Raw genomic sequence first — 26,847 nt, 5'->3', positions numbered from 1 at the left:
CCGCCGTGAACTTCATCGACCACATCCGCATCGAGTGCCGCAGCGGCAAGGGCGGCGCCGGCTCGCGCCACCTGCGCCGCGAGAAGTACATCCCCAAGGGCGGCCCCAGCGGCGGCGACGGCGGCCGGGGCGGCCATGTGATCCTGCGCGGCAACGCCCAGCTGTGGACGCTGCTGCACCTGCGCTACACCAAGCACGTGATCGCCGGTGACGGCGAGAGCGGCGGCGCCAACCAGTGCAGCGGCAAGGCCGGCCGCGATGTGGTGATCGAGGTGCCTCTGGGCACCGTGGTGCGCCACGGCGACACCGAGGAGGTGATGGCCGAGGTGATGAACGATGGGCAGGAGGTGGTGCTGCTGTCCGGTGGCCGCGGCGGCCTGGGCAACCAGCACTTCAAGACCAGCACCAACCAGACCCCGCGCTTCGCCCAGCCCGGCGAACCCGGCATCAGCCAGTGGGTGGCCATGGAGCTGAAGGTGCTGGCCGACGTGGGCCTGGTGGGCCTCCCCAACGCAGGCAAGAGCACCCTGCTGGCCGCCATCACCGCCGCCAAGCCCAAGATCGCCGACTACGCCTTCACCACCCTGACGCCCAACCTGGGCATCGTGCCCTATCGGGACCACAAGAGCTTCGTGATGGCCGACATCCCCGGCATCATCGAAGGGGCCCACGAAGGACGCGGGCTCGGCCTGCGCTTCCTGCGCCACATCGAACGCAACAGCGTGCTGCTCTTCATGATCCCCGCCGACAGCAGCGACATCCGCCACGACTACCAGGTGCTGCTGAACGAGCTCAAGGAGTACAGCCCCGAACTGCTCGACAAGGACCGCCTGCTCGCCGTCACCAAGTGCGATATGCTGGACAGCGGGATGATGGAGGAGATGCGCCGCGAGCTGCCCTCCGATGTGGACAGCGTGCTGATCAGCAGCGTGGCGGGCCTGGGGCTGGACGAGCTGAAGGACAAGCTGTGGACGCTGCTGCACCGCCCGGTGGCGCAGCGCACCGAATTCCCCGAGTGGAGCGTGTGAACATGATCCAGCGCCTCGACGAGCTCGACCGCGCGGCCTTCCTGGCGATCAACGGGGCGCACGCCCCCTGGGCGGACGATGTGATGGTGCTGGCCTCGGCCATGCCCACCTGGTTCCCGGTGTACGCCCTGCTGCTGGTGCTGCTGCAACGCCGCTACGGCTGGGTGGCCTTCGCCTGGTGCCTGCCCGTCATCGCCCTCATGATCCTGTGCAGCGACAGCGGCAGCGTGGTGCTCTTCAAGAACACCGTGCAGCGCCTGCGCCCCTGCCACGAGCCGGCCTTGCAGGGACTGGTGCATCTGGTGGACGGTCATTGCGGCGGACGCTTCGGCTTCGTGTCGTCGCACGCCAGCAACCACTTCGCCATCGCCGCGTTCGTGGCCCGCGCTCTGCAGGGACGACCGGCGTGGGCCGGCGGTGCGCTCCTGGGCTGGGCCGCCTTCGTGGCCTACAGCCGCATCCACCTTGGCGTGCACTACCCGGGCGACGTGCTCGTGGGCGGGCTCTACGGCGCGGCGGTCGGTGCGCTCTTCTTCACCATCTTTCGGAGCGTGCTGCGGTGGCGCGCAACGGCTCAACAGCCCACGGCATGAACCTCTGGCTGGCGGTCTTCCTCGGTGGTGGCCTTGGCAGCATGGCGCGCTTCGGGGTGAGCCGTGCGGTGCTCGCCTTGGGTCTGCGCGGTGCCTTCCCCTGGTCCACCCTGGCCGCCAATCTGCTGGCCACCGCCCTGCTGGCGTGGCTGGTGCTGCGTCTACAACCCCAGCTCGAGGGCCGCGATGCGCTCAAGGCCTTCGTCGCCGCCGGCTTCTGCGGCGGCTTCAGCACCTTCAGCACCTTCAGCTACGAGAACTTCCTGCTGCTGCGCGAAGGACAGCACCTGCTGGTGGCCGCCAACATCGCCATCAGCGTCGTGGCCGGCATCGCGCTCTTCCACCTGATCGCCCGCTCCGCATGACGACCGCCACACGCTCCCTGTCCCTGCTCCTGCTGCCATCCGCCATCTCCCTGGCCGCCCAGCCTTCCTGGCAGGCTCCGCCCAAGCTGGTGGTGGGCATCGTGGTGGACCAGATGCGTGCGGACTTCATCTACCGCTACTGGGACAACTTCGGTGAGGGCGGCTTCAAGCGGCTGGTGGGGGAGGGGGCCTTCCTGCGGAACGCGCACTTCCCCTACATGCCCACGGTGACCGGGCCCGGCCATGCCAGCGTGTACACCGGCACATCACCTTCTCACCACGGGATCACCGGCAACGAGCTGGTGGACCGCGCCTCGGGGCACGTGCGCTATTGCGCCGAGGACGCGGAGGCCTCGGTGGTGGGGGCCTCCGGCGGGGCCGCCCGTTCGCCGCTGAACCTGCTGGCCACCACCATCGCTGATGAACTGGAGCGCCGCACCGGGGGCCGCAGCCGTACCGTGGGGCTTTCCATCAAGGACCGCGGCGCCATCCTGCCCATCGGCCGCACAGGCGATGCGGCCTTCTGGTTCGCGGGCGGTGCCGATGGAGCCTTCGTCACCAGCCGGTGGTACGCCGACTCGCTGCCCGGATGGATGGCCGCCTTCAACGCGCGCCGCCTCGCGGCCAGCTACCTGAAGGGCACCTGGGACCTGTTGCTGCCGCGCGAGCGCTACCACCAGGCCCTGCCGGACGACAACCCGTACGAGATCCCGCTCTCGGGCGCGGCCTCCGCCACGCTACCACAGGACCTCGCCGCACTGTCGGGCAACGGCGCGAACACCGGCCTCATCGGCTATGTGCCCGCCGGCAACACCCTGCTCACCGATGCGGCGCTGGCGGCGGTGGACGGGGAGGAGCTGGGCCGCGATGCCATCCCCGACCTGCTGGCCGTGAGCTACAGTTCGCCCGACCTGCTGGGCCACCGCATGGGGCCGCGGGCCCTGGAGATCGAGGACATGTACCTGCGGCTGGACCGCGAGCTGGCCCGCCTGCTGAAGGCCCTGGACGAGCGGGTGGGTGCGGGCCGGTACACCGTCTTCCTCACCGCCGACCACGGTGTCGTGGACGTGCCCGCCTACCTGCGCGAGCTGAAGGGAAGCGCGGGCTACGTGCCGACCGCACGACTGGAGGCCGCGATCGAGCGCTCCATCGCCGCCCGCCATGGCGATGGCGACTGGGTGCGCCGCATGATGAACGACCAGGTCTGGCTGAACGACTCGCTGCTCGCGGCCCGGAAGGCCGATCCCGCTGCGATGCGGCGCCTGGCGGCCGAGGCCTTGCTGGCCGACACGCTCGTGGCCGAGGCGCTCACCGCGGACGACCTGGTCCGCCTGGCCTATCCGGACGGGGTGCGCGCCATGATCCAACGCGGCTTCATGCCCGCCCGGAGCGGCGATGTCTGTTACGCCCTGCGACCCGGCTACTTTGAACGGGAGGACTGGTCCGACGGACGCGGCACCACCCACGGCAGCCCCTGGACCTACGACACCCACGTGCCCATCCTCTTCTTCGGCCAAGGGATCCGACCGGGGGAGGTCGTCCGCCGGACCTCCATCACCGACATCGCGCCCACGGTGGCCGTGCTGTTGGGCACCGCCTTCCCCGACGCGTGCAGCGGGCAGCCGGTCCCGGAGGTGCTGGCCCCCTGAGCTGTACACAGCCGTTGGAGGATATCCCGGGCCGCTCCACCCGTTGTACGGATCCGTTCGTCGGATACATTCGGCGCCGTGAGCGATGAGTTGATCGGGTTCGAGGTGGCCCCCTATGAGCTGTGGCGTGAGGAGGGCGTGCTGCGGGTCCGCTTGAAAGCCCGCACCCGCGTGGAGCTGCGCGAGATGCGCGACCTGCTGCGCCTGGCCCAGGCCATGGACCCCGGCGGGCATATGCCTCTGGTGGTGGAGCTGCGAGAGCTGGTGCGCGTGGCGCCCGAGGCCCGCACCCTGCTGGTGCGGTGCAGCCGCCTCAGGGGCCGCCCCGTCGCCTTCCTGGCCACCGACCGCAGCGATCGCCTGCAGGCCGAGTTCTTCCTGCGCTTCAACCGGCCCTCCTTTCCCTTCCGCGTGTGCACCGACCTGGAGGACGCCGCCGACTGGGTGGTGCGCTGGGCCCCGGTGCACGAGCCCCGGACGTGAGCTGTTGATCGCCATGTGGGCATCTTGTCCGCCGTAGCGGTGGGCGCCGCCTGCGCACGGGGCTATGTTCACGCCTTCGGAGCGAACGAGCCTCCGGTCAGCGACCTGGTCAGGGGAGGGGGGATCGGTCCGATCGCACGTTCCTGAACAACTTACGCATGAGGTTCATCACATCGATCCTGGTCCTGCTGGGCGCGGCAACGACCACTCGTTCGCAGGTCCTGCCATCCACCGAGGCGCGCGACTTCTGGTTCGGCTTCCTGGAGACCGTCCCTTCATCCGGGAACCTGTTGGTGGACGTGGGCTCGTCCGTCACCACCAACGCCACGCTCTCCATCCCCGCTTCGGGGCTTTCCTGGTCGTTCGTGGTGAACGCCGGCAGCCCGACCACCTACTTCCTAAGCTATGCCCAGGCGATGCCAACAGGCAGCGAGGTCACCATGCCCATGGGCCTCCATGTGGTGGCCGATGATCCGGTGTCCGTCACGGTCTTGAACACATTGACCGTTCCGGGATATTCCGCCGATGCGACCGCCATCATGCCCACGGAGGCACTGGGCACCGATTACCGCGTGCTCAGCTATCGAGGGGTAACAGCTGCTGGCTATATGAGCGCATTGTCGATCGTGCCCACATCGGATAGCACTGAGGTGGAGATCACCCCCAGCGTGCCCACACTTGGGGGGCGACCGGCCAACGTTCCCTTTACCGTGATGCTGAATGCGGGTGATCTATACCCCGTGAAGGCGGCCACGGGCACCGACGACCTTACCGGCACCAAGATCAGGGTCGTGGCCGGAGGCGGCGCATGCAAGCCCATCGCCGTGTTCGCTGGTGCGGTCTGCGCCAATGTGCCGGTAGGCTGTATGGCCTGCGATCATCTGGTCGAGCAGATGTGGCCATCCAGGCTTTGGGGCAGCACCTATCACATGGTGCCCTTCACCGGAACAACCGCCTATACCTATCGGATCCTGGCCGTGGAGGACAGCACCGCGATCACCGTGAACAACAACGCCCCATTCCATCTGAATGCCGGGGAGTGGCGGGATTCGGTGAACGTGGCGTCCGCGATCTGTGTGAGTGGCGACCGGCCCTTCCTCGCCGCACAATTCATGCAGGGCTTCCAGTGCGTGGGTGCGGGCGATCCATCGCTGATCCACCTGACCCCCGCCGACAGGAAGGTCCAGCGGATCGAGTTCAGACCGTGGAGCATAGGGACCATCGGCAACCACCAGGTGAACATCATTGTGGATAGCGCCAACATCGGCGACCTCACCCTCGACGGAGTGCCCATCGCTGCGGGCGACTTCAGCCCGTTCAGTGCATGTCCCGGGTCGGTCCATACCTCGCGGCCCATCAGCGTGGCGAACCACGTCATCGCCTGTTCCGGTGGCTTCACGGCTTATGCCTTCGGGTTCGGCCAGGCGAACAGCTATGCCTACGCCATGAACACCTCCGGCGTGTTCGGGGAGGCGGGTGAGGAGGTGATCTGTGCGGATGCTGGCGCCACCATTACGCTGCACGCGCCATTGGGGATCCAGGATCCCTACTGGGTGGATACCGCCTCCCCGGATGATACCCTGGCGATCGGGCCCACGATCATCGTGCCCGCAACGGGTCCGGTCACCTATGCGGTCCTCACAGGAGATAGCGGCAGTTGCGGGTCCTACCAGTACCAGATCGCGTTGAATCCCCCGGCGACCATCACGGACAGCCTCGGCGTGCTGACAGGGCCTTCCGGTCACTCCTATCAGTGGTACCTGAGCGGTTCCCCGATCCCCGGGGCCACGGCCCGGACGTACGTGCCCGTCGTGAATGGAACATACCATCTGGAAGTGACCAGCTCGAGCGGCTGCACATCGGTCTCGGCGGACCACCTCGTGTTGAGCGTCGCTGTGGCCGCACAGCTTCCAGCGGGACTTGGGATCCATGCGGAAGGGCAACATGTTCGGATCGACGATCCCACTTTCGGCGTGGAGGAGGTCCAGCTCTACTCCTCGATCGGTCAACTGCTCGAAGTGCGGGGCATGGTCCGCGGCCAGGGAACGATCCACGTTCCGGTGAAGGAGACCGGTGTTCACGTCCTCCGGCTGCTCTATCATGGGAACTGGATCGCGCTTCGCCAGTTGGTCATGGAGTGAGGCCGACGATCCGCTGTTGATCGCCGTGTGGGCATCTTGTCCGCCGTAGCGGTGAGCACCGCCTCCGCACGGGGCTACTTTCACGCCTTCGGAGCGATGCGCGCCTTCCTTCTTCCCCTGTTGCTGGCTCCTGTCGTGCTCAACGGTCAGGACCTGGTGCTGCGCGTGCAGGCCGATGCGTCCCTGGTGGAGGTGCGCGGCGTGTCCACCGACAGCCTGGCCCCAGCGCCCGTCTTCCACGCCACCTGGCGCTTCCTGACGAACACCGCGGATCCGGCCTTCGGCTTCGCCCCCACCGACCGCGATGCCGCCGGCCAGCTGCACCTGGACCGCCTGGTGGAGGCCGGCATCGGCGCTTTCCTCGATCAGCACGTCCGCTTCACCCGCACCGGCGTGAGCGCTGATCTGCCACCCGCGCTGATCGCCGACCGCATCGAGGCCATGGCCCGCACCGCCGCCGTGGCCTTCCAGGCCGCCGACCTCTTCCCCGGTTTGGGCAGCCCCACGCGCGACCAGCTCGGCCGGCTGCTGCAACTGGACTGGAGCCAGGCCACGCTGCCCATCGATGCCGGCGGTGACGGCGACCGCTACCTGGCCATCTACCGCTTCGTGCGGATGCAACGGGATGAACTGGAGCGCCAGCTGCGTGCCGACCTGCTCGATCTGTCGTCCGTGATCGTGCTGGGCGGCCGGGCGGACGATCCGCGCACCAGCGTCCAGGTGCCCTCGGTGTGCGGCACCGTGTTCGATCAGGAGAACTTCCTCTGCGCGCTGGACCTCACCCTGGCCGCTGACGGTGCAGGGGCGTTCGAGCCCGCGCTGGAGCTGACGGCCGCGCGCGAGGCCGGACCGGCAGGAACTCCGGAGGTCGCCGCGGAACAGCCCCGCATCCGCAAGCGCGACCGCTGGTTGAAGGCGGAGCTCGATGCCATCCACGACCGCATCGACCGCATGGACCAGCGCCGGGAGCTGTGGACCCTGCGCGACCGCATGGACGACATCGAGGGGCGACTGGACGACATGCAGGGGCAGGTGGATGACCTGCGTGAGGAGGACACGGCCGCACCACGCACGGACAACCCGCTCGCCAACCTCAGCACCCTCACGGGCGAGGAGCTCACCGTGCGCTTCCCGCGCAACGGCGCCGACCTGGGCCCCGAACAGCGCATCATGCTCAACGAGGTGTTCGAGCAGCTCGCGCGCTCGCCGAAGGACCGCGTGCTGATCACCGGGTACACGGACCGCAGCGGCGATCCCGCGCTCAACCTCACCTTGAGCGAGCAGCGTGCCCGGGCCGTGCGCGACTACCTGCTGGCCCGGGGCATCGCCGCCGAACGGCTGATGGTGAACTACTACGGCGACAGCCGCAGCCTGGGCCGCGATCCCAGCGAACGTCGCGTGGAGATCGAGTGGCTCACCGAGTGAGCCCGGAGGCCCGGTTCACTCTTCGCGCAGCGGCTCGAGCTTGAACTCCACATCGGCGATCGTGCCGTGGTCGGTGGTGACCGTGAAGTGCCCATCGAGCTTCTCGGCCAGGGCGTCCACCACGTCCAGGCCCAGGCGACCCGTGCTGTCCACCACGGTGGGCATACCCCGTCCGTTGTCGCGCACGCGCAGGCGTACCAGGCCGTCAGAGAGCGGTTCCAACCGCACATCGATGTGCCCGCCGGTCACAAGTGGGAACGCGTGCTGATAGCAGTTGCTCATCAGCTCGCACAGCATGATCCCCAGGTCGATCGCCTGGTCGGGGTCGCAGCGCAGGCCGGCGGCGTCGACCTCATGGCTCACCGACCGGCTCCGCGGTTCGTGCAACTTGGCCATCTGGCCGGCCAGATCGCTGAAGAACCGGTCGAGGGGGATGCCGCGCAGGTCGGGCAGCGCATAGAGCTTGTTGTGCACCAGCGCCATGATGTCGATGCGCTGCTTGCCCCGCACGAACTCATCCCGCGCGGGTCCTTCCGGCAGGCGCTGGGCCTGCATGTTCAGCAGGCTGCTCACCACCTGCAGGTTGTTCTTCACGCGGTGGTGCACCTCGCGATCGAGCACGTCGCGCTCGCCGATCACCTTGGCCAGCTTGCGCTCCTGGGTGCGCGACCGTTTGGCCTGGGCGCGCAGGCGCCTCCGATCGTTCTGGCTGCGGATGAAGGTGTAGGTGAGCAGGCCCATCAGCGCCAGCAGGGCGGTGAGCATGGTCCACAGGAAACGCCGCTCCGTGCCCAGCCACGGCTCCAGCTGATGCATGTCGACGATGGCCCCCAGCTGCAGGGTGACGCCGTTCAGCGAGAAGGGCAGCAGTTGCAACATGTGGCCCTCCGGGCCTTCCCCGACGCGCACCGGGCGGCGGTCCATCCGCTTGGCCCAACGCTCCAGGCCGGTACGGCAAGCGCGGCCCATGGCCGTGCTGTCGGGCGGCAGGGACAGCAACGGTCGTCCGTCCGGCCACAGCACGAGGGGATGGTTGCTGCGCCCGGGTCCCGGCGCCAGCGTACCGTTCACCAGCGCCGCCGCATCCACGCGGAAGCCCACCACCCGGAAGGGCCTGCCCTGCTTCACGGCGCGGATCAGCTGGCTCACGAGCACGTCATCGCCGATCGTGCTGTCCCTGCCCGGATGCGCCATCGTGCTCCACACCGCGTCGGCCTGCCGCTCGCTCAGCGCACGGCTGAACCAGGCCTCCATCCGTGGGTCGTACAGCGCGCTGTCGATGTGTGCCTGTTCGGCTTGGGCCTCGTTCCCCAGCGACCAGCTCACCGGGAAACCATGGCCCGGGCCCTCCAACTGACGGCGCACACGAAGGCCGGTGGCCGTCCGCAGCAGCGCCACTTCCGCTCCGCGCTCATTCGCCAGATGCACCGCGTTCAGCGATGGCTCGGTCGCCATCAGTGCCTGCCACCGGTCCACCAGTTCGTGTACCCGCATCGAATCATGCAGCGCCACGAAGGCCCCTTCCTTCTGAAGGTCCATCGCCAGCCGGTCGAACTCGCCCTGCACCTTGGTGCGCAGGTTGCGGATGGTGCGTTCCAGCCCCATGCGTGTCAGCTCCTCGGTACGCCGTGGGAACTGCACGATCGACCATCCCGTGTAGCCCAAGGCCGCCAGCAGCACCACGGCGATCAGCAGGTACGACCAGGTGTAGGAACGGGCCGGGGCGGACATGTGGCTGCAAGTGTACGCGAAGGCTCCGGGCGAAGCGGTCAGTCCGCCATCGATCGAAGGCGCTCCAGCACGCGGTCCACTGCCGCATCATCCACATCCAGATGGGTCACCATGCGCACCTGGCGCGGTCCGATGGCCATGCATCGGATGCCTCCGGCGGCGAGGTCGGCCACATGGTCGGTGGCGCTGTGGCCTGTTCGCAGCGAGTAGATCACGATGTTAGTGACCACCGGCATCACCTCTTCCACCCAGGCATGACCGCCGAGGGCCGCACCGATCCGCTTCGCCCGGAGGTGGTCGTCGGTCAATCGGGCCACATGATGATCAAGCGCGTGCAGGCCCGCGGCAGCCAGGAGGCCCGCCTGCCGCATGCCCCCGCCCAGGCGTTTGCGCACGCGTCGTGCCTGGTGGATGGTGGGACCCGGCCCGATGAGCACACTGCCGGCCGGAGCGCCCAGGCCCTTGCTGAGGCAGATCGAGATGCTGTGGAAGAGCGCACCCCATAGCGCAGGTCCTGTTCCGTCCACGGCCATCGCATTGAACAGTCGCGCACCGTCCAGATGGAGGCGGAGGTCCTGTGAGTCGCATGCGGCCCTGATGCGTTCCACTTCCGCGAGGTCCCAGATGGCGCCGCCTCCGCGGTTCACCGTGTTCTCCACCACCACCAGCCGGCTGTTCGCCAGGTAGGCCGCATTGCGGTCGTTCACGGCAGCCAACACCGCCTCGGCCGTGAACCGGCCCCGGTCGGCGGGCACATGCTTCACACTGCAGCCGCTCGTCGCCATCATGCCTCCGCCCTCATAGCGGTACACATGGGCCCCCTCCTCGCAGATCACCTCGTCGCCGGGTCGCGTGTGCACATGGATCGCGATCTGGTTGGTCATGGTGCCGCTGGGGCAGAACACGGCGGCCTCGTGCCCGAAAAGGGCTGCCATCCGCTCCTCCAGCGCGTTCACCGTGGGGTCCTCACCGAACACATCGTCGCCCAGCTCGGCGCGGAGCATGGCCTCGCGCATGGCCGGGGTCGGGCGGGTGACGGTGTCGCTGCGCAGGTCGATGAGGGGCGCGGTCATGCGCCCAAGGTAGCGGCCTGCGTTCAGCCCAGATGCCGGTGCAGGTCCACCAGCAGGGGGAACTCCTTGGCACCCACCCCATGCACCGCGCGCGCCACGGCATGCGCGCAGGCGTAGATCAGGTCGCGCCGGTCGTCGCCCAGGTCGTTGCGATGCCGGGCCATGTACGCGATGAAGGACTCGTAGGCCTCCTGGCTGGTGGCGCCCCGCTCCGCGAGCACATCGAACTCGAACTCCGTGATGTACGCCTGGTCGCTGCCGAAATGGTCCATCCCTGCCTCCACCGGCACCAGCCGCTCCTTCACCACCCGCTTGATGGTCTCCACCTCCTTGGGGCTCACCGTGCCATCCACGGCGGCCACCGCGTAGAGCAGCCGCCCGAGCTCCTTGTAGAACAGTTGTGCTTGCATGATGGCCTCAAGGTCGGGCCCTGTGTCCGGAGGGCACATGACGGCCGTCAGCGGCGCCGGGCCAGCATCAGCCCGTCGCGGAGGGGCACGATCACCGGCTCCACCCGCGGATCCTCGCTCACGCGTCGTGCATAGGCCACGAGGGCCGAGGTCTGGTGGTCCTGCTCGTGGGCTGGCCGGAGCACCCGGCCGCTCCACAACACATTGTCAGCGATGATGAGGCCGCCGGGTCTGACCCGGTCCACCACGGCATCGAAGTAGGCCGGATAGGCCGGCTTGTCCGCGTCGATGAACACCAGGTCGAATGGTGTGGGTAGCGCAGGGATCACTTCCAGCGCGGGGCGGTGGTGAGTGGTGATACGGTCCTGGAAGCCCGCCGCCGCAATGTGCCGGGCCACGATGGGCGGCAAGTGCGGGTCGATGTCGATGGTGTGCAGCATGCCGCCAGGGGCCAGCCCTTCTGCGAGACACAGGGCGCTGTAGCCCGTGTACGTCCCGATCTCCACGATCACCTTCGGGCGGACCAGGTGGCTGAGCATCGCCAGAAAGCGCCCTTGCAGGTGGCCGCTGCACATCTGCGGCATGTACACGCTGGCGTTGGTCTCCTCCCGCAGGGTCCGCAGGTGGGGCGGCTCGGTGCCGCTGTGCGCTTCGCAGTAAGCGTCCAGCGCAGGGTCGATGAGGTCCATGGGTCAGAGGATGCGAACGAAGCGCAGGGTGTACGGCCCGTCGGCCGCGTGCAGCACGAGGTGGTAGCTGGCGGGCGGAAGACCGGAGACATCCAGGCCGAAGCCCGGCGCCAGGGTCCCCGAGCGAACGGGCCGTCCCGCGGCATCAAGGATGGTGTACGGCAGTGCGGCACCAGCGGGGTGTCCGGAGAGATGAAGGAGGCCGCTGGTCGGGTTCGGATGCGCACGGAGCGACGGCGGTGCGGCCGAGGTGCTGACGCTCACGTCGGGATGAAGGGCCCACCAGTCCGCGTAGCGCTGCACGTCGTCGCTGCCGGTGCCGTAGTGGACCACACCATCGACCACGGCCCCGGCGCCGCCTTTCCGCGCGGCGCCCGGGAACGCCGGCATCGGGTGCCAGCTGTCGGTGGCGACCTCGTAGCGCCAGCATTCCTGCGTGAAGGTGCTGTCCGATGTGGCGCCGGCCACCACAAGGCCTCCTCCGGGCCAGCGGAAGCCTTCCGCTCCGAAGCGGCCGTCCGCAGGAAGGGGGGCGATGGCCGACCAGGTGTCCGTGGCGCCATCGTAACACCACCCATCGTTCAAGGCGCTGCCGTCGCCTGCCCGTCCACCCACGATGTAGGCCTTGCCGCCTTGGGCGAACACGGCCGCCAGGTGCCGTGCGGGTCCCGGCATCGGCGGGCCTGGCAGCCAGGTGTTCAGAAAGGGGAAGTACTCCCACAGTTCGTCCGTCAGCGCCGCCCCCGGACCCACGCGCCCGCCCACGATGAAGGCCCGCACACCGAGCACGAAGGACGCGCTGCCGCTCCGGGGCATGCCGGGCAGGGTGTCGAGCGCGTACCACACGCCGTTCACGGGCAGGTACACGAAGAGCTCGTTGCTGAGCCCGCCGGCATCCACCCCGCCGAACACGTAGCCGAAGCCACCCACGCTGAACCCGGTGCCATACTGCCGGGGCGTGGCGGGCATCGGCGCGATCGTGGTCCAAGTGGCGGTCATCGGGTCGTAGCGGTGCCAGTCGCTGGTGAGCTGGAAGCCCACGTCCATGCCTGTGCCGATGAACACCGTGCTGTCCGCCGCGAAGGCCGAAGCGTCGTCGCGTGCGATGGCCGGAAGGTCCGGCAACTGCACCCATCCCTGCCCCATGGATGCGCCGGCCCGCAGCAGGGCCATCATCAGCAGGGAACGCCGGTGCATGTGCGAAAGCTAGTGCGGCCGACGGATCTTCGCTCCGCATGTGGATCCCTGCTCTAGCCCTTCCGCTGGCCCTGGTGCTGGCCGTCATCCTCTATTTCCGCACGGCGCCGCGGATCGGTGACGACCCGGCCGGTGTGCGGCTCCAGCGCATCCGGGCCCTGCCGGACTTCCGCGGCGGCAAGCTCCACAACCTGGAGCCCACCGACATGGACATGCCCTTCACCGTGATGCTGAAGGTGATGTGGACCATGGTCAAGGGCGCCGATGGTCGCGAACCCAAGGCTTCTCTGCCCACCGTGCGCTTCGATCGCGAGGCTTGGGAACGCGTGCCTTCCAATGAGGTCGCCTTATGCTGGTTCGGCCATTCGTGCGTGCTCATCAAGCTGAACGGACTCACCTTCCTCACCGATCCCGTGTTCGGTGAGCGCGCCAGCACCTTCAGTTTCGCAGGCCCCAAGCGGTTCGCCTACACGGAGCGCATATCGGTGGACCAGCTCCCATCGGTGGATGTGCTGCTGCTCTCGCATGATCACTACGACCATCTGTGCTACGAGACCATGCGGCAGCTCATCGCGGTGAAGAAGGTGGGACGGGTGGTGGCCGCGCTCGGCGTTGGTGCGCATCTGGAGAAGTGGGGCATGCCAGCCGTGATGGTCGCCGAGTGCGCGTGGTGGGAGCAAGTGATCGTGGGGCCGGTGAAGCTCACCTTCGCGCCCACGCGGCACTTCACCGGGCGTGGGCCCACCAACCGCTTCAGCACCCTCTGGGGCTCCTTCGTGCTTGAAGGTGCGCAGCGCATCTACTTCGGCGGGGACTCCGGCTACTCGCGCACCTTCAAGGAGCTGGGAGCACGCTTCGGACGGTTCGATCTTGCCCTGCTCGAATGTGGTGCCTACAGCGAATACTGGCCGCAGATCCACATGTTCCCGGAGGAGGTCGCCCAGGCGGTCCGGGACCTCAACGCGCGGTTGCTCATGCCGATCCATTGGGCCCAGTTCGCGCTGGGCCTTCACCCTTGGAAGGAATCCATCGAGCGCATCACGAAGCGGGCCGGGGAGACCGGGCAGGCGTTGCTCACCCCGCGCATCGGTCAGATCATCACGGCGCCGACCGCATCGCAGAGCGAGCGCTGGTGGGAAGGCTTGGACTGAGCGTTCTTACCATGCGGTTTAACCAAGTGGTTAATATTGCACCCGCATGTCGACGATGATCAAGGAACAGGGTGCCGAGCAACGCATCCTGGAGGCCGCCCGGCGGGTCTTCATCCGCAAGGGCATGGCCGGCGCGCGCATGCAGGAGGTGGCCGATGAGGCCGGCATCAACAAGGCGCTGCTCCACTATTACTACCGCGACAAGCAGCGCCTCTTCGAGGGCGTGTTCAAGGGCAGCGCCGAGCGGCAGTTCAGCTGCATCTGGAACTCGTTCACGGACAGTCCGGACATCTTCGATGCCGTCGAGCGCTTCGTCGCGGCCTACCTGGAGCGCATGCTCGAGGATCCACTGCTACCGCTCTTCATCGCCCAGGAGATGAACCGCGACCCTGAGGGGCTGCGCGCCTTCATCGACCGAGGTCTGACCAGTCGCCAACATTTCCTCCGGCTCGTGGATGAGGCGCGCAAGGAAGGCCTCATCATCGAGATCGACCCGCGTGAGCTGCTGGTGAACATCATGGCCCTTTGCGCGCATCCTTTCATCGCGCGGCCCATGCTCACGCACATACACGGCATGAACGACGAGGCCTTCCGCCGTATGATCTTGAAGCGGAAGAAGTCCGTTCCCGAATTCATCATCCGATCCATCCGCGCATGAACGACCTGTTCAAACGTCGCCTCACCATCGTGCTGGGCCTCCTTTTCATCGTGGCGGGCATCGGCACCTGCCGCAAGCTGGCCGGCAGCAAGACCTCGCCCCCGCGCAACGAGGCGCCCGCGCATGCCCGTGCCGTGCGAACGCTTATCGCGCAGAACGGTCCCGTACGGCTCTCCATCCCCATCACCGGTCGCCTGCGCGCCACGGACCGCATGCTCATCAACGCCGAGGTGGGCGGCACCTTGCAACGCACGGGAAAGGTCTTCCGCGAAGGCATGACCTTCCGCCAGGGCGAGGTGCTCTTCCGCATCGATGACGGAGAGGTGCGCGCCCAGATCAATGCGCAGCAGAGCGCCTTCCTGCGCACCCTCGTGCAGCTGGTGCCCGATCTGCGCATCGATATGCCCGAGCAGGCCGCCAAGTGGGATGCCTACCTGAAGAGCGTGCCGGTGGATGGCCAACTGCCCGAGCTGCCCAAGCTGGCAACGGAACAGGAGCGCAATTACCTCGCTGGTCGCGGCGTGTTGGATCAGTACTACACCATCCGCGCGTTGTATGAGCGTCGTGGCAAGTATGTGATCACTGCTGCTTTCGATGGCGTAGTGGCCGCGGCAGGGGTGGAGCCCGGCACCATCGTCACTCCGGGCACGCGCTTGGGCGAGTTCATCGCGCCCGGTTCGCTGGAACTCGAAACGGCCATCGGTGCTGGCGAACTGGCCCTGGTGAAGGTGGGCGACACGCTCCGCCTCACCAGTACCGAAGGCCCCGGCACCTGGACCGGTCGCATCATCCGTACCGGCGAAAGCATCGATGCCGCCACACAGACCGTGAAGCTCTTCGTGCGGGTGGAAGGGAAGGACCTGCGCGATGGGCAGTACCTCAGTGGGACCATTGAAGCCGGTTCGTTGAACGATGCCGTGAGCGTACCACGCAGCGCATTGCTCGAGGACGGCGCGCTCTACACGGTCACCGAAAGCGCGCTGGTGAAGCAGCCGGTCGCCATACTTCATCAAGGCGTGGAGCAGGCCGTGGTGAAGGGGCTATCCAACGGACAGGTGGTCGTGACCGATCGCCTGAGCGGGGCCTTCGAAGGCATGCGCGTAGCTCCGGTGAAGCGATGAACACCACCGCTACGACGCTACGACGCAACGAGAACGCAACGCCAATGCATGAGAACCGAATAGCGGAGGGCATCGTGGAAGCAGCATTCCAGGTACACCGCTGGTTCGGACCAGGGCTGCTTGAAAGCGCATACGAGGCCTGCCTTACACACGAGCTCTTACAGATGGGCTTTCAGGTAGAGCGACAGGTTCCCCTGCCACTCGTGTATCGGGATGTTCGGTTGGATGCTGGCTACAAGCTCGACCTATGGATCGAACGAAAGGTGGTGGTCGAAGTGAAGGCTGTCGACGAGCTTCATCCAGTGCACCTTGCCCAGGTGATCACGTATTTGAAGTTGACCGGGAACTCACTCGGCTTGCTCATCAATTTCCACTCGGCGTTGCTGAAGGACGGCATCCGGCGGGTGGTGAACAACCTGAAGGAAGAATGAAAGGGTCGGCTCTCGATCAGTTCAGCGCAGGTAAATGGCCTTGCCGGTCCTGCGATGGTGTCGCGGATGCTCGACTTGATCGGCATCCTCTTCAATCCCCGTTGCGTCCTGATCATTCTGTACGTTGCGGCCCGTTCGCGCCGTTGCGCCGTGGCGGTTCATCTCTTCTGAAACAATGAGGGGCCTCACCGCATACTTCATCAAGTACCCGGTGGCGGTGAACACCGTCATGGTGCTCATTTTCGTTTTCGGCTATTTCGGCCTGAAGGGAACGCGCAGCTCGCTCTTCCCCGAGACCGAGAGCCGTGTGTTGCAGGTGCAGGTGATCTATCCCGGTGCCTCACCCGAGGAGGTGGAGGAAGGCGTGGTACTGCGCATCGAGGACGATGTGAAGGGCGTGACCGGTGTGGAACGCATCAGCAGCGTCAGCCAGGAGAACGGCGGCATCATCACGGTGGAGGTGATCAAGGGTCATGATGTGGACGCGGTGCTGCAGGACGTGAAGAATGCCGTGGAGCGCATCCCCACGCTGCCCGATGGCATGGAGCCCATCCGCACCTTCAAGCTGGAGAACATCCGGCCGGCGGTGACTTTCGCGCTAAGCGGAGAAGGGGTGGACCTGAAGGCGTTGAAGACCATCGCCCGACGCGTGGAGCAGGACCTGCGTGCGGTGGAGGGCATCAGCAAGGTGGAGCTCTCCGGATTTCCGGAGGAGGAGATCGAGGTGGCTTTCCGCGAAGCGGACCTGCGCGCCAACAACCTCAGCTTCGCACAGGCCGCAGCAGCGGTGCGCGGGGCCAACATCGACGTCACCGGAGGCAAGATCAAGACCAGCGACGAGGAACTGCTGATCCGTGTGCGCGACAAGCGCCAGGACGCCGAGGGCCTGCGCAACACCGTGGTGCGCGCCGGAGCCGATGGTCGTGTGCTGCGCCTGAAGGATGTGGCCGACGTGCGCGACATCTGGGCCGATGATCCGGCACGCAACTATGTGAACGGAGTGCCCAGCGCGGTGGTCACGGTGAGCAGCACGGTAAGCGAGGATATCCTTCTCATCGCTGAGACCACCTTGAAGTACATGGAGGACTTCAACCAGCGCGGAGGTCCGGTGAAGACCACCCTCATCAGCGATGCCACCACCGTGCTCAAACAGCGCATCGCCATGCTGGTGGAGAACGGCATCCAGGGCTTCTTCCTTGTGCTCATCTGCCTTGCGCTCTTCCTCAACTGGCGGCTGGCCTTCTGGGTGGCTGTGGGCATTCCTGTGGCCTTTGCCGGCATGTTCATCATCGCCCCGTCGTTCATCACCATCAACGTGATGAGCCTCTTCGGGATGATCCTCGTTGTGGGCATCCTGGTGGACGATGGCATCGTGATCACCGAGAGCATCTACCAGGAGTTCGAACGCGGACTTCCACCGGTCCAAGCCGCGTTCGTCGGCTTGAACAAGGTGCTGCCCGCTGTGATCAGCTCAGTGCTTACCACCGTGGCGGCCTTCAGTACCTTCTTCTTCATCGAAGGCCGCTTGGGCGATTTCGCCCCTGCGCTTGCCTTTGTCACCATCGCCACGTTGCTGTTCTCCCTGATCGAGGCGGCGTTCACCTTGCCAGCGCACATCGCCCATTCCAAGGGACTCTCCAAGGAGAAGAACCGCTTCGAGAAGTACATGGATGGCGTGATGTCCAACATGAGGGACAAGCGTTATGGCTCCTTCTTCGACCGCTTCATGCGCCACCGGATGCTCACTGCGGGCATCGCCTTCTTCCTGCTGGCCATCACGATCGGCTCGGTCGGCGCCGGCATCATCAAGACCACCTTCTTCCCCGTGATCGAGCGCGATGATGTGGGTGTGGACGTGGAGATGGTGACCGGGACGCGGGAGAATGTCGTCTTCGCCGAACTGCAGCGCATCGAGGCATTGGTGTGGGACCTGAACAAGGAGCTGAGCGCCGGCCGGGAGGACAGCCTGGACGTGATCCTCAAGGTGCAGAGCATCCTGGGACCGCGCGCGGAGCAGGGGAAGTTGAACATCATCCTCCTCGATGGGGAGCAACGCGGATTCCGTGCCGAGGAACTCACCAACCGCTTGCGCGAGCGCGTGGGCAATGTGCCCGGGGTGCAGAACCTCACCTTTGGGCTGGCCACGCCCTTCGGGAAGCCCGTGTCCGTTTCGCTGCGCAGCAACGACCTCACTGAGCTGAACGCCGCCAAGGCCGAACTGCGTGGCGAACTCCAGAAGCTGCCCATGCTGCGCGATGTGGTGGACACCGACCGACCAGGCAACCGCGAGGTGGTGCTGAAGCTGAAGGACAAGGCGCAGTTGCTGGGCCTCACGCTGCAGGAAGTGGTGGGGCAGGTGCGCCAGGGATTCTTCGGCCTGGAGACCCAACGCGTGCAGCGCGGCGAGGACGAGGTGAAGATCTGGGTGCGTTATGCGGAAGGGGCCCGCGCCTCGCTGCGCGACCTGGAGGACATGCGCGTGCGGACGTCGGACGGTCGGCAGTTCCCGCTGAGCGAGGTCGTCACCTACCACATCGAGCGCGGGATCCGCGGCATCAACCACCTGGATGGCAAGCGCGAGGTGCGCGTGGAGGCCGACCTGGCCAGCAGCAAGCAGAGCGCCACCGATGCGCAGACGCTCGTGGCCTCCGACATCATGACGCCCCTGCTCGCGAAGTACCCCGGGCTCAGCTACAGTTTCGAAGGGCAGGGTGAGCAGAGCCGCAAGGTGGGGACCTCGGCCCTGCGCGTGCTCCCTATCACGCTCATCATCATGTTCGCCATGATCGTGATCACGCTGCGGAGCTTCTGGCAGATGATCACCGTGCTGCTGTGCATCCCGCTCGGCTTTATCGGCATCGCGTGGGGACACTGGATCCATGGGGTGCAGATCAGTCTCTTCAGCTTCTTCGGCATGATCGCGCTCATCGGCGTGATGGTCAACGACTCGCTCGTGCTCTTGAGCAGGTTCAACGACAATATGAAGCTGCGCATGCCCTTCCAGCAGGCCTTGCGCGACGCCGCTCTTTCGCGCCTGCGGCCGATCCTGCTCACCTCGCTCACCACCGTGGCCGGTCTGCTGCCCATCACGCTCAACAAGAGCTTCCAGGCGCAGTTCCTGATCCCCATGGCCATCACTGTGGCATACGGCCTGGCCATCGCCACCTTCGTCACGCTCATCGTGCTGCCCTTGCTCATCAGCGCGCTCAACGATGCGCGCCGCGTGCTGGGTTGGGCGTGGAACGCGGAGAACCCGAGCGCCGAATCCGTTGAACCTGCCGTGAAAGAACTGCCCTATGAGGATCTGGAGGAACATCGCGGCTAGCCTCGTCTGGTGCCTATGCACTGGTGTGTTCGCGCAGGACACGCTCACGCTGGACGGGGCCATCCAGCAGGCGCTCGCCAACGAGCACGGCATCCGCATCGCCCGCAACGAGGCCGCCATCGCCGATGAGGCGGCGACCGCCGGGAATGCCGGACTTCTGCCGCGCATCGATGCGAGCGGTCGGGGCAACTACAGCAACCAGGACACCAAGCTCGATTTCACCGAAGGCATTCCTGACGTGTCGAGGAACGGCGTGGTGAACACATCGCTCGCTGGGCAAGTAGGGCTCACCTACACGCTCTTCAACGGCATGGGCAACTTCGCCGCGTTGGAGCGCGCGGAGCTCAACGCCCAACTCGCCGACCTGCGGACACGCGCGCAGGTGGAAGGCACGCTCACGCAGGTGATCGCGCTCTACTACGCCATTGCCGCGCTCGATGAGGATGTCGCGATCACGCAGCGGATCCTCGACATCTCCAATGATCGCTATGTGCGCCAGGAAGGCAAGGCGCTGCTCGGTGGTGTGGGCCGGCTCGATCTGCTGAACGCCGAAGTGGATCTGCAGTCCGACAGCACAACGTTCATCCTTGCCCTGCAGCGGCGCGAGCGCAGCAGGCGCGAGCTCAACGTGCTCATGGGGCGCTCGCCGGATGCGGAGGTCAATGTTTCCCGTTCCATCACCTATGCCCAAGGACTGGATCAGGAGCGCTTGGTGCAGGAAGCGATGCAAGGCAACGTGCAGCTGGCTTCCGCAACCGCACAGGTGCGCGCTGCGGAGGTGGACCAGCGCATCGCCAGATCCTTGCGCTGGCCTCGCCTCGATGTGAACGCGAACTACGGGGTGAGCGATCAGCAGAACGGGGTGGGCCTCGTGCTGGGCACCTACACCCAAGGCCTGAATGCTGGCCTGACGCTGAGCGTACCGCTGTTCGATGGCGGACGCATCAACACGCAGGCTGAACAGGCACGACTGCGTGCCGAAAACGCGGCGATCGCTGAGCAGCAGGCCCGGCTTCAGGTGGAACGCGACGTGCGCAATGCCTTCACTACTTGGCGCGGTCAGCGTGAGGTGCTGCGGATCCAGGGGGACGCCGTGACCACGGCACAACTGAACTTCGATCGCACCCGTGAGTTGTTCCAGGCCGGTCAGCTGACCGGTCTCCAATTCCGGCAGGCGCAACTCGACCTCGCCAATGCCGAACGGCAGGCCGTGGTGGCCGGCTTCGACACCAAGGTGGCCGAGCTGACGTTGCTGAGGGCGAGTGGTGGGTTGCTGCCGGCGTTGGGGGTGCAGCCGTAAGTCATTTCTGTGACCGCGATCTAGCGGTACTTGAACCACGCCGCCATGAACGGGTTGTATGGTGCGTAGATCGGTTTGCCACCTTCCGGCGTGTGCCCCGTCACGTAGATGAGCTCCCTGTCCACAAGTGCTTGGATGCCGTGCACCAGCGCGGCGGAAGAGGGGAGGTCGTGCTTCTTGATAAAGGCGCCTGCGGTAGGGGTATCCACTTCACCCTCGCGTGAGATGGCGGCGAAGAGGTCCCACTGGTTCTTCGTGAGCGCGCTGCGGAGGGTGGCCATGATGGCGTCCTGTTCGCGCACGATCGACATCAACACGTCCGCGATGGTGGCTCGTTCCAATGGACGCGGATCACCGAAGAGACGGTTCAGCAGCACCTGCACATAGTAGGTGTGGCCGCGGCAGATGTCGTAGCAGAACAGGGCGTCCTCCATCTTCAGGGTGCGCTTGTGGCGCTTCATCACCGACACGGCAAAAGCGGCGTAGGTGCTACGGTCGATGCGCTGAAGTTCCAGCTGGTCCGCGCTGCCGTAGAAGGGCTTCTTCGCGTCGTTGAACAGGTCCAGCAGCAGGTGCCGTTGGCTTCCGGAGAAGATGCAGCGCACGTTGGGACTGCGCTGGAGCTCGGTCCGCAGCACCGCATCCATCCGGATGTCCATGAAGGTGGTCACCTGCTGGAACTCGTCGATGGCCAGGAAGATGGTGCGGCCCTGTTCGTTCAGGATGCGGAAGATCTCGCGCGTTGTGGCGGCCTGTGAGCGGCCGCTGCCGGGCTCCAGGGTGATGCTCGGGCGGCCGGTGAGCTCGTCCATGGAGATCACCGGACGCAGGCTGGCGAACCAACCCAGCGCGTTCTTCAGGAACTGCTTGGGCGTGGGGTTGAGCGCGTGATGCACGGCGTTCAGCAGGATGGTGTTGAACTCGTGGCCGTCGCGGGCGGCGTACACATCGGCGAACACCGTCCGCGCCCCGCGCACCCGGGCCAGGCCGTTGAACACGTGGTGGATGAGCCCCGTCTTGCCGTAGCGCCGGGGGCTGTAGAGCATCACGTGCCTGCCGTTGCGAAGCGCCGAGGTGATGGCGGCCGCCTCCCGCTCGCGGTCGCAGAAGAGCTGCGGCGAGAGGTACGCATTGACCGCGAAGGGGTTGTCGATGACCACGCCGCGAAGTTAGATCATCCTACTAAGAGAATACAACTAAATAAAGATTAGTTGACGGGTCAAGCGTCCTCCACCTTCGGAGATGCACTCTCCGTGACGTTGCGCTGTGTACGGCGCACCCGTTGCGCCGTCGCGTCGTTACCGCTCCGCTCAGTAGCAGTACTTCCCCTCCGCGATCATCTTCTTCGCGATCACCTTCCGCAGCTTGGCGGTGTTGAGGTTCGTGTTCTTCGCGAAGCGCTTGGCGCCCATCAGAATGGCCTGCCGCCTGCAGCGGCCGGTGAAGGGGGGCAGGACTCAAGGAATCTTGAAGATCGTTGCACGAAGCTGCTCATCCTTGTACCGGACCAGTAGACCGTACCGTCCCACTGGCAGGTCACCTAGGTCTAGGGTCGAGCCGCGATCGATGTGGCCCTCCATGACGCTGCGGCCCAACGCATCACGCACGGCATACTGGGCGCGGGACCATTGGTCAGGTAGTTGAAGCCACACACGCCCTGCGCTTGGATTCGGATGGACGGCCAACCTGCCTGACCGATATTCTCCTATGCTGAATGCCCCACTGATGATGTACCAGTCGTTGTGGCGCTGCAGGTCATCAGAAAGACCCAGTCCCGTGTAGGTGTGCCAGAGTCCGGGCAGACCGCTGCCACCCTCGATCATGATGCCGCCTCTGCGCGTTCCGCCCGGATAGGAATCACCCATCGGAAGCCATGAACTCTGGTTGTAACTGAAAGAAGTTTCCACGATGGTCGTATCATCGGTCGCACCGGCGGTAAGCAGAAGATCATAAGCGGCCAAGCCGCACATACTTCCATAACGCCCTTCGGGCAACGATACACAGGCCGACCAAGTGTCCGTGAGCGTATTGTACGACCAGCAATCGGATAAAGCGTTGTTCTCCGGATCAGCTCCACCAACCACCATGTAGCCGACGCCATTCATCCCGCACGCGCCATGCCGTGGGGTGCCCGGTATGGGAGTGAGCTGCTCCCAGCTGTCCGTGGTCACATCGTAGCGCCATAGTTCCGAAGTAGCGGTCCCGTCGGCCAGCAGACCGGTGGCGATGTACCCTCCGTTGAACGCGACCGCAGCATGACGAGGCGCGGCCGGAAGTGAGGTCATCTGCGTCCAACCATCATTCGCCGGGTCGTATCGCCATAACTCGTTCAATGGACCATCGGCGTCGATTCCGCCGAATACATAGCCATATCCATCGTCTGGGTAGGGAAGGACGAAGGCTGAACAATCGTAGCGAGCGGATGCCGGTAGAGCAGCGATCGTCGACCACTGCGCTGCTAGACCATCATAGCGATACCAATCGTTCGTTGGTACAACACCGTCTTCTGTGCCAGTGCCTAGATAGATGTTCGTGCCGACCGCAAAGGCAGCAGCTTCATCACGCGGGCTGCCCGGAAAATTCTGTTGCGGGTACCACTGGCCATGTGCAACCGTGGAGGCCAGGATCAACTGAGTACACAGCCGTCGCATGGAACGAAGCTAGGCATCGTGCCGCTGCGCTCCGTCCTCAGTAGCAGTATTTCCCCTCCCCGATCATCTTCTTCGCGATCGCCTTGCGCAGATCGGCCGTGTTCAGCGGCGTGTTCTTCGCGAAGCGCTTGGCGCCCATCAGCATGGCTTGGCGCTCATCGCCCTCTGCGAAATTGTTCACGGCCTCCTTCGCCCACTTGTGGATGCGGTCGGCCGCATCGTGGATGTACAGTTGGCACATGGCGATCTGCTCCTGCACGTTCGCGGCGCCCTTCAGCTCGGTGAGCTTCAACGTGCGCAGCAGCGTGCTCTCGGCCAGGTAGGTGTCGATCACCATGTCGGCGATGTGCATCAAGGTCTCCTGGTGCTTCGCCAGCTCCAGCCCCAGCTTCTGTGCAGCACCGCCGGCCACCATCAGCACCGCCTTCTTGAAGTTCGCCACCATGCGTTTCTCGTCACCGAGCAGTGAATCATCGGGTTCCGGGAATTCAGGGATGCCCATCAGCTCCGCGGCCACGGCCTGCGCCGGACCCATCAGGTCCAGCTGACCCTTCATCGCGCGCTTCAGCAGCATGTCCACCGTGAGCATGCGGTTGATCTCGTTGGTGCCCTCGAAGATGCGGTTGATGCGGCTGTCGCGGTAGGCGCGCTCCACGGGGCTCTCGGCGCTGTAGCCCATGCCGCCGTAGATCTGCACGCCCTCGTCGCACACGTAGTCCAGGCATTCGCTGCCGGCCACTTTCAGGATCGCGGCCTCCGCGGCGTATTGCTCCACGCCTTTCAGCAGCGCCTTCGCGTGGTCCGAGCCACCTGCCTTCAACTCGTTGATCGCGTTGTCCATGTCCTGACTGCAGCGATAGGTGGCGCTCTCCACCACGTAGCAATAGGTCGCCTGGTCCGCGAGCTTCTGGCGGATCGCACCGAACGCGCTGATCGGCTTGCCGAACTGAAGGCGCTCGTTGGCGTACTTCACGCTGATGTCCACCGTCGCCTTCGCCCCGCCCAAGGCGGCGCCCGCGAGCTTGATGCGACCGATGTTCAGGATGTTCACCGCGATCTTGAAACCGTTCTGGCGCTCACTCAGCATGTTCTCCACCGGCACCTTGCAGTCGTTGAAGAACACCTGCCGCGTGCTGCTACCCTTGATGCCCATCTTCTTCTCCTCGGGGTTCAGCGTGATGCCGCCAAAACCCTTCTCAACAATGAAGGCCGTGAGGTTCTCATCGTCCCCGATCTTGGCGAAGACCGTGAATACGTCCGCGAAGCCGCCGTTGGTAATCCACATTTTCTGCCCGTTGATCACGTAGTGCTTGCCATCGGGTGTCAGCACGGCCTTCGTCTTGCCGCTGTTCGCATCGCTTCCGCTGCTGGGTTCCGTAAGACAGTAGCAGGCCTTCCACTCCCCGGTGGCGAGCTTGGGCACGTACTTCGCCTTCTGCTCGGCGTTGCCGTAGTAGAGCAGAGGCAGGGTGCCGATGCCGGTGTGCGCCGCCATCGCCACGCTGTAGCTGTGGCCCGCGCCGGTCTTCTCCGTCACCAGCATGCCGGTCACGAAGTCCTTGCCGAAACCACCGTATTCCTCGGGGATCGAGATGCCCAGCAGGCCCAGCTCACCGGCCTTCTCCAGGATCTTCTGCATCAGCCCTTCCTCCTGGTGGTCGATGCGGTCCAGGTGAGGCCACACTTCCGCCGCGAGGAAGTCGATCGCGGTCTGCGCGATCATGCGCTGTTCCTCGTTGAACTCCTCAGGAATGAAGATATCCTGCGGGTTGCTCGCGCGGATCAGGAATTCGCCGCCCTGAAGGGCCTTTTTCGTTGCGGTGCTCATGGGATCGGAACGACTGGGCTGTTCAACGGGTGATCGTACGTACGGTTCGGGATAAAGTTATGCACGCATAACAAACTTCCAAGCGGGGTGGTTCGGGTGCGAGGTGAATGGTGGTTGGCGATTGGACCAGGAACCTTGATGCCTTGACACTTGACCCTTGTCACTTGGGTCTTGTTCGGGGCGTGCCCCCGTCCCAAATGCGGCCGGGGTCGCGTGCTCCGCTGTAGCCGGACTTGTCCGGGCCCGCGGCCGTGGCACTCCGGTGGCTTCCTCCGGTCGCCTCCTCGTTGCACACGTTCGCAAGGCCCGGCCGGCGCCGGGCTGCCGACGCGCCCGCTCACGCGATCAATGGACTCCCCATGGTCCGGTCTTCCCTACGGGCGTGAACCGCGAGGTTCTCCGATCAAAACGGAAGAGACCGCCCAGACCACCGAACCAGAAACGACCTTCCCGGTCTTCCATCATGGCGATGATCCCGCCAGAGGTCATGCCGTCCTGAGGACCGTAGTTCGTGAAGCCAGTGCCATCGTAGCGGTACACGCCGTGATGCTCCGCCTCGAACCAGATGTGGCCCGACCGGTCCTCGTAGAACGCACCCGCTTCGATCCCTTCGATCACACCGTCCTTCGTGAAGTTGGTGAAGGCCTCGGTCCCTTTCTCCGCAAGGGCCGAAGGGTCGAAGATGCTCACACCACTGAAGTTGGTGCCGATCCACATCCGGCCCTGGCAATCCTCCATGATCCCGGTTACGCTGTTGTTGGGCAGGCCGTCCTTTGCGGTGTAGTGCCTGAACGTTCTGGGAGATCCGGTCTCCTTCGAGTCGAACACGAAGAGCCCATCGCCATCGCGCGCGAACCAGAGCATTCCATGCCTGTCTTCCAGAATGCAGGTGATGCGGGTGGGTGCCAGTTGGACCAGGGAGTCCACTGCGGTGGACGCGGGAAGGTCGATCGTTGTGAAGGCGCGACCATCGTAGGTGTGGAGGCCGTTCATCGTCCCGAACCACAGCACTCCGTCACGGCCCATGCGCATACACCAGATCGCATTGTCCGGCAGTCCATCCTTCGTGGTCAGTTGACTGAAGCCATGGCGAGCGGAGTAGCGCGTTGAAGGATCGTACCTGAACAACCCTTCACCATCCGTGGCGACCCATAGGATGCCGTCCGCGCCTTCCACGATCCCGTTGATGCGGCCGCTGGTGATGCCGGCACTATCGGCGAGGTACTCCAGCGTATCGTTCGCGTAGCGCATCAGTCCATAGTGGTTGGTGCCGAACCACAGCGTGCCGCTCTGGTCCTGGTGCATGTTGCGCACCCAATGGCATAGCTGCCCTTCATGGTCGAGTGGTAGGGGCCAGTTCGTCGGGATCTGGACCGTATCGTTCGTGATCACCACGGGGGCCTTGCTCGTGGGTTGGCCGCTGCAGAAGAAGAGCAGGGTGAGCGCTCCCAGCGTAAGCAGGGTGGGGCGCGCACCGGGTGGTTGGTAGCTCAGGGGCCGGGGTATGTGTGTCGATCGGTGGTGATCGTACACGGCAAAGGCGCTGAACGAGATGGTTGGCGATCGCCGATGCCAAGAGGTGTTTCTACGGATACACT

Annotated in this window: 23 protein-coding genes; 13 read left to right on the top strand and 10 right to left on the bottom strand. The window is 65.3% G+C overall.

Annotation, left to right across the window (positions count from 1 at the left end; translation table 11 throughout):
- Window positions 1–5: 5 nt before the first annotated feature.
- The 7 genes from obgE to IPJ87_10320 all read left to right on the top strand — a co-directional run bounded on the left by obgE (window position 6) and on the right by IPJ87_10320 (window position 7,684).
- The gene (gene obgE / locus IPJ87_10350; protein ID MBK7942254.1) at window positions 6–1,028 is read left to right on the top strand and encodes a GTPase ObgE; all 1,023 of its coding nucleotides are present in this window, start codon (window positions 6–8) and stop codon (window positions 1,026–1,028) included.
- A 2-nt stretch (window positions 1,029–1,030) separates the two neighbouring features.
- Window positions 1,031–1,621: a phosphatase PAP2 family protein gene (locus IPJ87_10345; GenBank protein ID MBK7942253.1), complete on the top strand. Its 591-nt coding sequence runs from the start codon at window positions 1,031–1,033 to the stop codon at window positions 1,619–1,621.
- Window positions 1,618–1,986 carry a CrcB family protein gene (locus tag IPJ87_10340; GenBank protein MBK7942252.1) on the top strand — a complete coding sequence of 123 codons (369 nt, stop codon included), beginning with the start codon at window positions 1,618–1,620 and terminating at the stop codon, window positions 1,984–1,986. Before IPJ87_10345 ends, IPJ87_10340 begins: the two co-directional genes overlap by 4 nt.
- Window positions 1,983–3,635 (top strand): alkaline phosphatase family protein, encoded by a 1,653-nt coding sequence (locus IPJ87_10335; GenBank protein ID MBK7942251.1) that lies wholly within the window; start codon window positions 1,983–1,985, stop codon window positions 3,633–3,635. Before IPJ87_10340 ends, IPJ87_10335 begins: the two co-directional genes overlap by 4 nt.
- A 78-nt stretch (window positions 3,636–3,713) precedes the next feature.
- Entirely contained in the window at window positions 3,714–4,118 is a 405-nt protein-coding gene (locus tag IPJ87_10330; GenBank protein ID MBK7942250.1) for a hypothetical protein, read from the top strand.
- Window positions 4,119–4,276: 158 nt separating this feature from the next.
- Entirely contained in the window at window positions 4,277–6,259 is a 1,983-nt protein-coding gene (locus IPJ87_10325) for an IgGFc-binding protein (protein ID MBK7942249.1), read from the top strand.
- 51 nt (window positions 6,260–6,310) lie between these two features.
- A complete protein-coding gene (locus tag IPJ87_10320) occupies window positions 6,311–7,684 on the top strand; it encodes an OmpA family protein (protein MBK7942248.1) in 1,374 nt (457 codons plus the stop codon).
- A 15-nt stretch (window positions 7,685–7,699) separates the two neighbouring features.
- Here the strand turns inward: IPJ87_10320 and IPJ87_10315 are convergent, their stop codons facing one another.
- The 5 genes from IPJ87_10315 to IPJ87_10295 are packed head-to-tail and all read right to left on the bottom strand — an operon-like array spanning window position 7,700 to window position 12,784.
- Entirely contained in the window at window positions 7,700–9,415 is a 1,716-nt protein-coding gene (locus IPJ87_10315; protein MBK7942247.1) for a sensor histidine kinase, read from the bottom strand.
- Between the two features lie 38 nt (window positions 9,416–9,453).
- Window positions 9,454–10,488, bottom strand: a complete 1,035-nt coding sequence (locus IPJ87_10310; protein MBK7942246.1) for an aminotransferase class I/II-fold pyridoxal phosphate-dependent enzyme — start codon at window positions 10,486–10,488, stop codon at window positions 9,454–9,456.
- A gap of 23 nt (window positions 10,489–10,511) precedes the next feature.
- Window positions 10,512–10,898: a hypothetical protein gene (locus tag IPJ87_10305; protein MBK7942245.1), complete on the bottom strand. Its 387-nt coding sequence runs from the start codon at window positions 10,896–10,898 to the stop codon at window positions 10,512–10,514.
- Between the two features lie 47 nt (window positions 10,899–10,945).
- Window positions 10,946–11,587, bottom strand: a complete 642-nt coding sequence (locus IPJ87_10300) for an O-methyltransferase (protein MBK7942244.1) — start codon at window positions 11,585–11,587, stop codon at window positions 10,946–10,948.
- 3 nt (window positions 11,588–11,590) lie between these two features.
- Complete coding sequence (locus tag IPJ87_10295; protein MBK7942243.1) at window positions 11,591–12,784, bottom strand: hypothetical protein; 1,194 nt, start codon at window positions 12,782–12,784, stop codon at window positions 11,591–11,593.
- 38 nt (window positions 12,785–12,822) lie between these two features.
- Here IPJ87_10295 and IPJ87_10290 point away from each other — a divergent pair, with 38 nt between their 5' ends.
- From IPJ87_10290 to IPJ87_10275, 4 genes are read left to right on the top strand one after another with little or no spacing between them, the layout of a single operon-like run.
- Window positions 12,823–13,935: an MBL fold metallo-hydrolase gene (locus IPJ87_10290; protein MBK7942242.1), complete on the top strand. Its 1,113-nt coding sequence runs from the start codon at window positions 12,823–12,825 to the stop codon at window positions 13,933–13,935.
- Between the two features lie 46 nt (window positions 13,936–13,981).
- The gene (locus tag IPJ87_10285) at window positions 13,982–14,593 is read left to right on the top strand and encodes a TetR/AcrR family transcriptional regulator (protein ID MBK7942241.1); all 612 of its coding nucleotides are present in this window, start codon (window positions 13,982–13,984) and stop codon (window positions 14,591–14,593) included.
- Window positions 14,590–15,714 carry an HlyD family efflux transporter periplasmic adaptor subunit gene (locus IPJ87_10280; protein ID MBK7942240.1) on the top strand — a complete coding sequence of 375 codons (1,125 nt, stop codon included), beginning with the start codon at window positions 14,590–14,592 and terminating at the stop codon, window positions 15,712–15,714. The genes IPJ87_10285 and IPJ87_10280 overlap by 4 nt, the downstream gene beginning before the upstream one ends.
- Window positions 15,715–15,758: 44 nt before the next feature.
- Window positions 15,759–16,145 (top strand): GxxExxY protein, encoded by a 387-nt coding sequence (locus IPJ87_10275; protein ID MBK7942239.1) that lies wholly within the window; start codon window positions 15,759–15,761, stop codon window positions 16,143–16,145.
- A gap of 21 nt (window positions 16,146–16,166) precedes the next feature.
- On the opposite strand, the gene IPJ87_10270 is transcribed toward IPJ87_10275, so the two are convergent.
- Entirely contained in the window at window positions 16,167–16,307 is a 141-nt protein-coding gene (locus IPJ87_10270; GenBank protein MBK7942238.1) for a hypothetical protein, read from the bottom strand.
- A 13-nt stretch (window positions 16,308–16,320) separates the two neighbouring features.
- Between IPJ87_10270 and IPJ87_10265 the strand changes: the two genes are divergently transcribed.
- Window positions 16,321–19,470, top strand: coding sequence for an efflux RND transporter permease subunit (locus IPJ87_10265; GenBank protein MBK7942237.1), 3,150 nt, complete (start codon window positions 16,321–16,323; stop codon window positions 19,468–19,470).
- Entirely contained in the window at window positions 19,442–20,770 is a 1,329-nt protein-coding gene (locus IPJ87_10260; protein MBK7942236.1) for a TolC family protein, read from the top strand. Before IPJ87_10265 ends, IPJ87_10260 begins: the two co-directional genes overlap by 29 nt.
- Window positions 20,771–20,790: 20 nt before the next feature.
- On the opposite strand, the gene IPJ87_10255 is transcribed toward IPJ87_10260, so the two are convergent.
- From IPJ87_10255 to IPJ87_10240, 4 genes are all read right to left on the bottom strand, one after another.
- Window positions 20,791–21,930, bottom strand: coding sequence for an ATP-binding protein (locus IPJ87_10255; protein MBK7942235.1), 1,140 nt, complete (start codon window positions 21,928–21,930; stop codon window positions 20,791–20,793).
- Between the two features lie 297 nt (window positions 21,931–22,227).
- Window positions 22,228–23,421, bottom strand: coding sequence for a hypothetical protein (locus tag IPJ87_10250; GenBank protein MBK7942234.1), 1,194 nt, complete (start codon window positions 23,419–23,421; stop codon window positions 22,228–22,230).
- A gap of 37 nt (window positions 23,422–23,458) precedes the next feature.
- Complete coding sequence (locus IPJ87_10245; protein ID MBK7942233.1) at window positions 23,459–25,249, bottom strand: acyl-CoA dehydrogenase family protein; 1,791 nt, start codon at window positions 25,247–25,249, stop codon at window positions 23,459–23,461.
- 345 nt (window positions 25,250–25,594) lie between these two features.
- A complete protein-coding gene (locus IPJ87_10240; GenBank protein MBK7942232.1) occupies window positions 25,595–26,782 on the bottom strand; it encodes a hypothetical protein in 1,188 nt (395 codons plus the stop codon).
- Window positions 26,783–26,847: the final 65 nt, after the last annotated feature.

Source organism: Flavobacteriales bacterium (genome assembly GCA_016713875.1).
Taxonomy (GTDB): Bacteria; Bacteroidota; Bacteroidia; order Flavobacteriales_F; family PHOS-HE28; genus PHOS-HE28.
The sequence above is the reverse complement of the archived record's forward strand: the minus strand, read 5'-3'. Positions and strand labels throughout refer to the sequence as shown.

Bases quoted from the DNA above. Each gene is read 5' to 3' on its own strand.
- IPJ87_10345 (MBK7942253.1), top strand. From the start codon at position 1,031: ATGATCCAGCGCCTCGACGAGCTCGACCGCGCGGCCTTCCTGGCGATC.
- IPJ87_10340 (MBK7942252.1), top strand. From the start codon at position 1,618: ATGAACCTCTGGCTGGCGGTCTTCCTCGGTGGTGGCCTTGGCAGCATG.
- IPJ87_10335 (MBK7942251.1), top strand. From the start codon at position 1,983: ATGACGACCGCCACACGCTCCCTGTCCCTGCTCCTGCTGCCATCCGCC.
- IPJ87_10325 (MBK7942249.1), top strand. From the start codon at position 4,277: ATGAGGTTCATCACATCGATCCTGGTCCTGCTGGGCGCGGCAACGACC.
- IPJ87_10315 (MBK7942247.1), bottom strand. From the start codon at position 9,415: ATGTCCGCCCCGGCCCGTTCCTACACCTGGTCGTACCTGCTGATCGCC.
- IPJ87_10310 (MBK7942246.1), bottom strand. From the start codon at position 10,488: ATGACCGCGCCCCTCATCGACCTGCGCAGCGACACCGTCACCCGCCCG.
- IPJ87_10305 (MBK7942245.1), bottom strand. From the start codon at position 10,898: ATGCAAGCACAACTGTTCTACAAGGAGCTCGGGCGGCTGCTCTACGCG.
- IPJ87_10300 (MBK7942244.1), bottom strand. From the start codon at position 11,587: ATGGACCTCATCGACCCTGCGCTGGACGCTTACTGCGAAGCGCACAGC.
- IPJ87_10295 (MBK7942243.1), bottom strand. From the start codon at position 12,784: ATGCACCGGCGTTCCCTGCTGATGATGGCCCTGCTGCGGGCCGGCGCA.
- IPJ87_10290 (MBK7942242.1), top strand. From the start codon at position 12,823: ATGTGGATCCCTGCTCTAGCCCTTCCGCTGGCCCTGGTGCTGGCCGTC.
- IPJ87_10285 (MBK7942241.1), top strand. From the start codon at position 13,982: ATGTCGACGATGATCAAGGAACAGGGTGCCGAGCAACGCATCCTGGAG.
- IPJ87_10280 (MBK7942240.1), top strand. From the start codon at position 14,590: ATGAACGACCTGTTCAAACGTCGCCTCACCATCGTGCTGGGCCTCCTT.
- IPJ87_10275 (MBK7942239.1), top strand. From the start codon at position 15,759: ATGCATGAGAACCGAATAGCGGAGGGCATCGTGGAAGCAGCATTCCAG.
- IPJ87_10270 (MBK7942238.1), bottom strand. From the start codon at position 16,307: ATGAACCGCCACGGCGCAACGGCGCGAACGGGCCGCAACGTACAGAAT.
- IPJ87_10265 (MBK7942237.1), top strand. From the start codon at position 16,321: ATGAGGGGCCTCACCGCATACTTCATCAAGTACCCGGTGGCGGTGAAC.
- IPJ87_10260 (MBK7942236.1), top strand. From the start codon at position 19,442: ATGAGGATCTGGAGGAACATCGCGGCTAGCCTCGTCTGGTGCCTATGC.
- IPJ87_10250 (MBK7942234.1), bottom strand. From the start codon at position 23,421: ATGCGACGGCTGTGTACTCAGTTGATCCTGGCCTCCACGGTTGCACAT.
- IPJ87_10245 (MBK7942233.1), bottom strand. From the start codon at position 25,249: ATGAGCACCGCAACGAAAAAGGCCCTTCAGGGCGGCGAATTCCTGATC.